The 7,471-nt window shown below is 58.4% G+C and carries 4 protein-coding genes and 4 pseudogenes; 4 read left to right on the top strand and 4 right to left on the bottom strand.

The genetic code is table 11. The features are described from left to right. From IB265_RS37235 to IB265_RS36155, 3 genes and pseudogenes are all read left to right on the top strand, one after another. Positions 1 to 134: pseudogene (locus IB265_RS37235) on the top strand (recombinase family protein); the annotation flags it as partial. Positions 135 to 2,651: 2,517 nt separating this feature from the next. After that, positions 2,652 to 2,807 (top strand): replication initiation protein RepC, encoded by a 156-nt coding sequence (repC, locus tag IB265_RS37955; protein ID WP_375293118.1) that lies wholly within the window; start codon positions 2,652 to 2,654, stop codon positions 2,805 to 2,807. A 387-nt stretch (positions 2,808 to 3,194) separates the two neighbouring features. Beyond that, a complete protein-coding gene (locus IB265_RS36155; protein ID WP_246806171.1) occupies positions 3,195 to 3,530 on the top strand; it encodes a hypothetical protein in 336 nt (111 codons plus the stop codon). Between the two features lie 6 nt (positions 3,531 to 3,536). Here the strand turns inward: IB265_RS36155 and IB265_RS36150 are convergent. Then, a pseudogene (locus IB265_RS36150) lies at positions 3,537 to 3,674 on the bottom strand (integrase); the annotation flags it as partial. Between the two features lie 266 nt (positions 3,675 to 3,940). Further along, positions 3,941 to 5,041, bottom strand: coding sequence for a Fic family protein (locus IB265_RS36140; RefSeq protein ID WP_113738033.1), 1,101 nt, complete (start codon positions 5,039 to 5,041; stop codon positions 3,941 to 3,943). Positions 5,042 to 5,669: 628 nt separating this feature from the next. Between IB265_RS36140 and serA the strand changes: the two genes are divergently transcribed. Beyond that, positions 5,670 to 6,908 carry a phosphoglycerate dehydrogenase gene (serA, locus tag IB265_RS36135; RefSeq protein ID WP_057252917.1) on the top strand — a complete coding sequence of 413 codons (1,239 nt, stop codon included), beginning with the start codon at positions 5,670 to 5,672 and terminating at the stop codon, positions 6,906 to 6,908. Positions 6,909 to 7,078: 170 nt separating this feature from the next. Here the strand turns inward: serA and IB265_RS36130 are convergent. Further along, positions 7,079 to 7,186: pseudogene (locus IB265_RS36130) on the bottom strand (recombinase family protein); the annotation flags it as partial. A gap of 151 nt (positions 7,187 to 7,337) precedes the next feature. Continuing rightward, positions 7,338 to 7,471 (bottom strand): annotated as a pseudogene (locus IB265_RS36125) (recombinase family protein); the annotation flags it as partial.

Here is a 7,471-nt window from a genome sequence, read left to right as displayed (position 1 = left end):
TGTCGCTTCGCGACATTGCCGCGCAACTGGACCAGATGGGCGAACGGCCTGTGCGCGGCGGCAAGAAGTGGCAGCCCTCCTCCGTTCGAGACTTGCTGGACGAAGCCCACCGCTTCGGCCTTATCCGCCGCTGAGGGCCCGGTTCATCAGGCGACCGATCACGCGGCTCCAGACCGACGGCAGCAACTTCTCTGAGGTGACGGAAAATCCACTGAATCTGGTAGAGTCCGCCGATCTTGGCCCATGTCGCATCGCAGGAAAACAGCTAATTGAGATCCGATGATCCTCGAAGACTGACAAGGTAAATCTGCGTCAAGCACCGCTTTATCCGCCACCCGATCGTGGGCCTATTCGACTCGGTACGCTTTGCGGCGGTGGTCCAGGCGTCGTTGCCTTCTCGGATCGCGTGCCTTAGCGTTGCCGTTCGGTGCATGTCGATTGCCCCCGTCTACGCGAGCGTACATGCGCTTGCTATTCGGGCCATATGGCGATCCTACCGCTAGCGGCCGACATAGTTGCGGTCGATCAGCCTACGCATTGGCGCTTGATCGCGTCGCGGCGTTAGCCAACGGCTCTCGGAACGGCAAATGCAGAACTTCGGCACATTTGTCTGGACGCTGAGCTGGCGGTTCTGGTGACGCGTCGCCATTCGGTTGGAGTGCGTTATGTTATCTCCACCCAGACCGCTGCAATGTTCTTTAACGATAGATTGTGGTTGGCAGAGCGGTCCCCGGTGACACCGCATAGTCCGCTCGTTACTTCGGTACCGCGCATAGGAGACGGAGGCGATCGCTTTAGGGTACCCGAGCAAGCATGGGGACGATAGTAGTCGTCGCATTGTCCATTGGCGCAGGCAATGAAGCTATCGCTGGTCAAGCGGTGCCAATTTCTCCCGAAGCAAATGGGCCTCCTTGCTGTCAACTGAGAACAGAAACGGCCTTGCACAGGGTGCTTGCAACAATGTCAAAGCGCCAAGCTCGGGGTTCGGCGAAACTGTTGCCGACACTGCGCGTAGCGGAGGAATGCGAGAATGTGGGTCCCGCAGGGCAATAAGAAATGGCCCGGAAGGCAGGCTCTTTGGTTCGCCAAAAGTTGAATTGTCCCATGACAACGAAAGCAGATGACCTGGTTGACCCAGCAAGACCCCATCGACCACGATCTGAAATCGGCGAAATCGGAAAGGAAGCCTGACGGCTCCTTGGCTGTTTTGTTAAGTTCAGGGTTTCTGGCGACGAACGATTTATGGCGCTCGCGTACATGGGGATCAAAGACGACGCGGTAGTCGGATTTGTCCCCACGACCACGACATCAGCGTATTGGACATCGTCAAGGTCCAATGGGGCGTACATCGAACAGGCGTCCGCCCTCCCCCCGAGACCTGAAATCGCGAAAGCGATCGCAGAAGTAAACAACGAAACCGCATATGAACTCCATTGCTGCGATCGGCCTTAGTCAACCTGGAATTCTAATCGCGGCGGAAGGATGACCGAGGAATCTGCTCACCGCTGAGACGCCAGCCGTCTTTCTGCTCCTTGCCCCAGCGTGACTTCACAGCCCTAATCCGGTAGCGGCTGACGATCTCGACAATGTCTCGTGTGCGTGTCGCCCGCACGCTCCATTCAGTATCGAATTCGCCTCCCGAGGATCGAATGGCGGAGTTCGCCGCCGCCGAGGATTCAAAGGAGGCAGTGTGCTTCGAAGGGTCGGTTCGGATTCGGGTGCGCTAGGCGCGGAGTGCCCCATACACGGGCCATGCATCTGGCATATGGCTATCGTACCGCCGGTCGAAGGGGGCTCGGTCCACTTCATTCGGAACATCGGCAAGCACCGTGGCTTCAAGTCATTGAAAAGCCGCCTGGTTGGCCCCGGAGGCGGCGCGATGCACTGATCGGTATAGTTGATGAAGCGGAGCTCAGCTGAGCGCATACTCGCTGAAATGACAAAACCCTGACAGCTGTCAGGGTTTTTTAGAGAGCCAATCCCGGCTTAGAAGCGCGCCGGCCCCTTGGCTTCATCTCCATCTGATTACGCGAGCAGACGGAAAGTCGCCGCGTCGGCAGCGTTGAGTTGCCCTGGCCTTCGACCGCAGCTCGCTGTGTAATCTTCGGGCATCCTTACATGGCGGCTACGATAGTCGGCTCAGGTGGACCAAAAAACCCTGACAGCTGTCAGGGTTTTGGATGTGATTTTCGCTCAATGCGGATGAGTGAATGCGAAGCTCTATTGGGTCTCTCAGGCCTCCGACTACCCACTGGGCAGGTGTGCAGATCTGTGACAGGGCGCAAAGAGTTGAGACGATCGAGGCGAACTATGACGCGCACGCCGGCGTCGAATTTGTAAGCCGGCAGCATATTTCGTATGGCGACGATGGCGCCGTTCTGAGAGTACAAAACCCTGACAGCTGTCAGGGTTTTGTAGAGAGACCCAGGCTTAGGAGGACGCCGGGCCCTCTGCTTCATCTCCATCTCACTACGCGCGCAGACCGATAGCCGCCGCGTCGGCAGCGTTGAAATGCCGTGGTCTCCAAGCCCAGCTCGGTGTCTGATCTTCGGGCATCCTCACGTGGCGGCTACGATCGCCGGCGGGCGAGGACCAAAAACCCTGACAGCTGTCAGGGTTTTGAGCTATTCGACCTCACGGATTATCTGGCCATGGTGGGCCACGATTGCGGCCCGAACGGTGCGGTCGCGACCTGGCGCGACCTTTTGTCTGCGGCTGTCGTGGTTCGATCGATGCTCGGGGTCAGTCCGAGCGCCTATGAGAGGCCTGCGGAATTCTTGGAGCGGAGAATGCAGCCGCCGTCATAGCGTGTATTCTCGAAAGGGCAGGGGCACATCTATTCAGCCGGCGGCTATTAGCGCAATTTGACGCGAAAGGCCGAGCGCGGCGAGTTTTCGCTTTGGCCAATGCTGATGGCTGATGCGCGCTGGCACAACTCACGTTGCCCCCAGGGACTTGCTGCGCGGTAACGCCATTATCCATTTATTGGAGCAACCACGCCTCCTGAAGCGCTTCGGTCCAACGGGCAGCGCTCCTCGTGCTCCGCTGGCGGTCACTCACGCTAGGGTGGCCCACCTCCTTCTACGCCAGACATTTTTCGTTGCGCCAAACTGTGAGGTCTAATGAACCATCGCGATTCTGCCCTTGTTGTTGATCATCATTGTCCTCATGCAAACAGAATCTCGGGAGCGATGATGAAAACGGACGACCGCGAACTCATCGTCGTGATGAAACGCTATTTTGCGGTGAAGGCCGAATTGGCCACACTTACGGCGGAGTTGGAAGCGGAGCGAAAGGCGGCCGGTGCGCAAATTGGCGTGTTCTACGATCCGCGACAAAATGCCGAGCGCGCCGCCGACCTCCAACGCTCGCATCACTTGAAGGCAGAGATGGCGTCGCTTATGCAGCGGGCCGAAGCCTGGGGAAGGGCGGCAGTAGCCGCTGACCTGCGCGATAGATCGGAGGCGGGAGGTGAGCCAGAAGAGTGGCAACCGTTTGAGAGACGAGCCGATACATTGTTCGGCGCGTAGTCTCGCCTAGACGATCAGCCGGGCCGCTCGTCCATTCATTCGTTCGGCGTTATTGTAGTAACTCGTCGCCTTGGTCACCGATTTATGCAGCGACTGCTGCATCGCTTCCGGCAGGGGAATGCCACGGTTGGCAGCCCCAGTCAGGTCAGTCCGAGCGCCTATCCGGAGGCCTGTGCGGGGACGGAGAACGCAGCGGCCACCATGGCATGCATTTTGGAAAATGGGCAGGGCAGATCAACTTGGCCGGCGGCAACTTGCGCGATCTGACGTGAAAGGCGGAGCGCTGGGAGTTGTCGCGTGCGCCGATGCCGATCGAGCGACTGGGAACCAATGGGAGGAGTGGACAGACGAGTTGGAGCGAATACGGCGGACCATTTAGGGATCGCGGTCAGCGTTATGACTTCTGTTCGCTAGAGGTTCAGAGAATACCGCGTGTGCCTTCGTTCACCAGTTCTCGTGAGTGCTCCTTTTTCGACCAAATCTTGCAGATCACGGGTGGCAGTCGCTCGAGATGTGTTGGTGATCGAGATATAGTTTTCCGCACTTAGACCACCTCGAAAGCCAGCGAGGCCCTCGCGGAACATCCGCGCGATGACCTCTTCTTGACGTTCGTTAAACTGGTCGCGGAAGCGATCGAAATATTGCGCCTTGGCAAGATGAAACGCGACGCGTTTTAGCGTCGTCTGCTGCGCCTCAAGGATGGTCTCGGCAAAGTAGACAAGCCATTCCGTTATATCGAGTGTCCGCTGATGCTGCTCAAGCTGATCGTAGTATGCTTTTCGGTAACGCTCGATAGTGAAGGCTAAGGCAATGAGGCTGGGCTGCCCGATATTTTGTGCAAGTGACTTCTCGGCCAGCGCTCGACCCAGCCGCCCATTGCCATCCTCGAACGGATGTATGCTTTCGAAGTAGAGGTGACCAATCCCGGCGCGTGTGAGGGCAGGGAGGGGAGTTTCAGCCCCGGGTGCAGATCGGTTGAACCACTCGATATATGCCGCCATCTCCGTGGGTACGCGTATCGATGGGGGAGCCTCGAAATGGATAACGGTCTTATCGTAGCGACCGGACACGATCTGCATGGCATCCTCATGTGTTCGGTACGCGCCAATAGTTGCGAGGTGACGGTTCCCGGCCATCAACATCCCGTGCCAACGAAACAGTGTTTTATCGTCCAAGCGCGTGGACCAGTTTGCATAGACGTCAACCATCATCTCTGCGACGCCGCGCTCCTGTGGCCTCACAGGTCGTGTGTCTGCCTCGAGACCAAACTGTCTGCGCAGCGAGGATTGCACACTTAAACGATCGAGCACTTCGCCCTCGATCGCGGAGGTCTTGATCGCCTCCTCGCTAAGCAGCTCGATGCGAATCTGGCTGCGGTCATCATCACTGGCATGACGGATTGCACCAATGACTTCGCCCGACGAGAGGAGGAACTGCCGTTCGAGCGGCGCAAGCCGGGCGGCATCATACTTGAAGTCGGGCCAACCTTGATGTGTCCAGCTCCAATTCATGAGTTATAGATTTCCTTTCTATAACTCACTTTTGACCGAGAAAATGAGCTATAGCAAGTGCGTCAATAGCTCAATCACGCTGGCAGAAGAGAGCTGTAGTGTAGCTACATGGTGGCTGGAATTGATCGTCCAGCGCTATGCCGCTCGCACCAAGGGAAGGGGATAGCCGCAAGAAGCCGAGAACTTCGGTGCTAAATCGGAGGCAAGATCCGGAGAGGGGAGAGGGAGCAGGCAGGAAGAACTAGCACCCGCGCCCCGGGCTGGCAGCACTGAGCTGAAGCCGCGGAGCGGTAGCGACTACCGCCGCGTGGCGCTGCAGATCCTCAAGAGCGGAGCCTGGAAGTCCGTGCCCTCAGTGGCCGCTGGAACGCGACATGCAGCGGGCGGTTGGCCCCGTTGGGTGCAGTTCCAGGCGATCGCCGGTAGGTCAGTTGTCAGCCGTTCTTTTTCGTCGTTAGTGTGGCCAAATCAATGGCTTTCTTGCCAACCTTTGGGGAGGAAGCATTGAAAACCGTGGCACGTTGAGATCTGTGCGCGGTATCAAGGTGTTGATATTAGCCTGTCCGGCCGCTTAAACCTTCATAGGCGCCGAAGCCACATCGGCTTTTCGGAAATCGGAGCAACATTTATGACCCGCCAACTGTCTCTCCCACGCGACCGAATTTCCGTGCTTCTGCTGGAAGGCATTAGCCAGACCGCGGTGGACTACTTTTCTTCTTCTGGCTACACCAACCTCATTCATTTGCCGAAGGCGCTCGACGACAAGGATCTTAAGCGCCACATCGCCGACGCTCATATCATCGGCATTCGTTCCCGCACGCAGCTGACGGACGAGATTTTCGAATCCGCCAAGAAATTGTTCGCCGTTGGCTGTTTTTCCGTCGGTACGAACCAAGTCGATCTGGATGCAGCGCGGCGGCGCGGCATTCCGGTGTTCAATGCACCTTATTCAAACACGCGATCGGTGGCCGAGCTTGTGATCGGCGAGATTATCATGCTGACACGGCAGATCTTTCCGCGCTCGGCTTCCGCGCATCAAGGTGGGTGGGAGAAGTCCGCTGTCGGCAGCCGGGAGGTCCGCGGCAAAACGCTCGGCATTGTCGGCTACGGCAATATCGGATCGCAGCTCAGCGCGCTTGCCGAAAGCATGGGCATGGTCGTGCGCTACTTCGATCTTTCCGATCGGCTGCGCCGGGGCAATTCGGAGTCGATGGCTTCGCTCGGCGACCTTCTCGAAATCTCTGACTATGTGACAATGCACGTTCCCGAAACACCCTCGACGCATAACATGATCACCGAAACCGAATTGCGCCGCATGAAGAAGGGCGCCATCTTCATCAACAATTCTCGCGGCACGGTGGTCGATCTCGATGCGCTTGCGAAAGTCCTGAACGACGGGCATCTAGCGGGTGCCGCGGTGGACGTGTTCCCCAAGGAGCCGGCATCGAACAACGAGCGTTTTGAGACGCCGTTGCAAGGCTTGAGCAATGTTATTCTGACGCCGCATATCGGCGGCTCCACTGAGGAAGCCCAAGAGCGCATCGGCGGGGAGGTTTCAAGGAAGCTGGTCGAGTATTCCGACATCGGCTCAACGATGGGCGCCGTCAACTTTCCGCAGGTACAGCTGCCTGAGCGCCCGAACGGCACGCGTTTCATTCACGTGCATGAAAACCGCCCCGGCATGCTCATCCAGCTCAACGAGATCTTCTCGTCGCGCGGGCTGAACATCGTCGCTGAGTTCCTTCAGACGCTTGGCGACACGGGCTATGTGGTGGTCGAGGCCGAAGGAATTTCCGCAAATGCCGACGAGGTTCTTCAGGCCCTACGCGAAATTCCTGGAACGATACGAACGCGATTGGTCTACTGACAGCTGACCGGGGCTCAGCGCATCAGCGAATGATCGCCTTTGGTTTGGTTGCCATCGCTGAGATCGCAGGCCTGGTGGAGCCGCGTGCGGCCGGAGCTGCTCCGCCGTTCCCGCATGAGGCGTTCAGGAACTTTCGGGGAGGGGAGAGCGAGCAGGGACCGGAAGAACCCGCCGCCGCGCACGGGCCGTTCTCCCATCTGGTCCAGTTGCGGGGCAATGTCGCGAAGCGATAGGTCGGGATCGGCGATGGCGATCGCTGCCACCGACCGCAGGGTGTGACGAAACCGCATCGGCGGGCTTCTATTTGAGCGATTTGGCACCGGCGAAGATCGGCGGACTCTACCAGATTCAGTGGATTTTCCGTCACCTCAGAGAAGTTGCTGCCGTCGGTCTGGAGCCGCGCGATCGGCCGCCTGATGAACCGGGCCCTCAGCGACGGATAAGGCCGAAGCGGTGGGCTTCGTCCAGCAAGTCTCGAACGGAGGAGGGCTGCCACTTCTTGCCGCCGCGCACAGGCCGTTCGCCCATCTGGTCCAGTTGCGCGGCAATGTCGCGAAGCGACA

The sequence above is a fragment of the Ensifer sp. ENS10 genome (genome assembly GCF_014852025.1).
Classification (GTDB): Bacteria; Pseudomonadota; Alphaproteobacteria; order Rhizobiales; family Rhizobiaceae; genus Ensifer.
This window is presented reverse-complemented; position numbering and strand designations above follow the sequence as displayed.

Excerpts from the sequence above, each read along its gene's own strand:
- repC (WP_375293118.1), top strand. The coding sequence starts at position 2,652 with ATGGTGGGCCACGATTGCGGCCCGAACGGTGCGGTCGCGACCTGGCGC.
- IB265_RS36155 (WP_246806171.1), top strand. The coding sequence starts at position 3,195 with ATGAAAACGGACGACCGCGAACTCATCGTCGTGATGAAACGCTATTTT.
- IB265_RS36140 (WP_113738033.1), bottom strand. The coding sequence starts at position 5,041 with ATGAATTGGAGCTGGACACATCAAGGTTGGCCCGACTTCAAGTATGAT.
- serA (WP_057252917.1), top strand. The coding sequence starts at position 5,670 with ATGACCCGCCAACTGTCTCTCCCACGCGACCGAATTTCCGTGCTTCTG.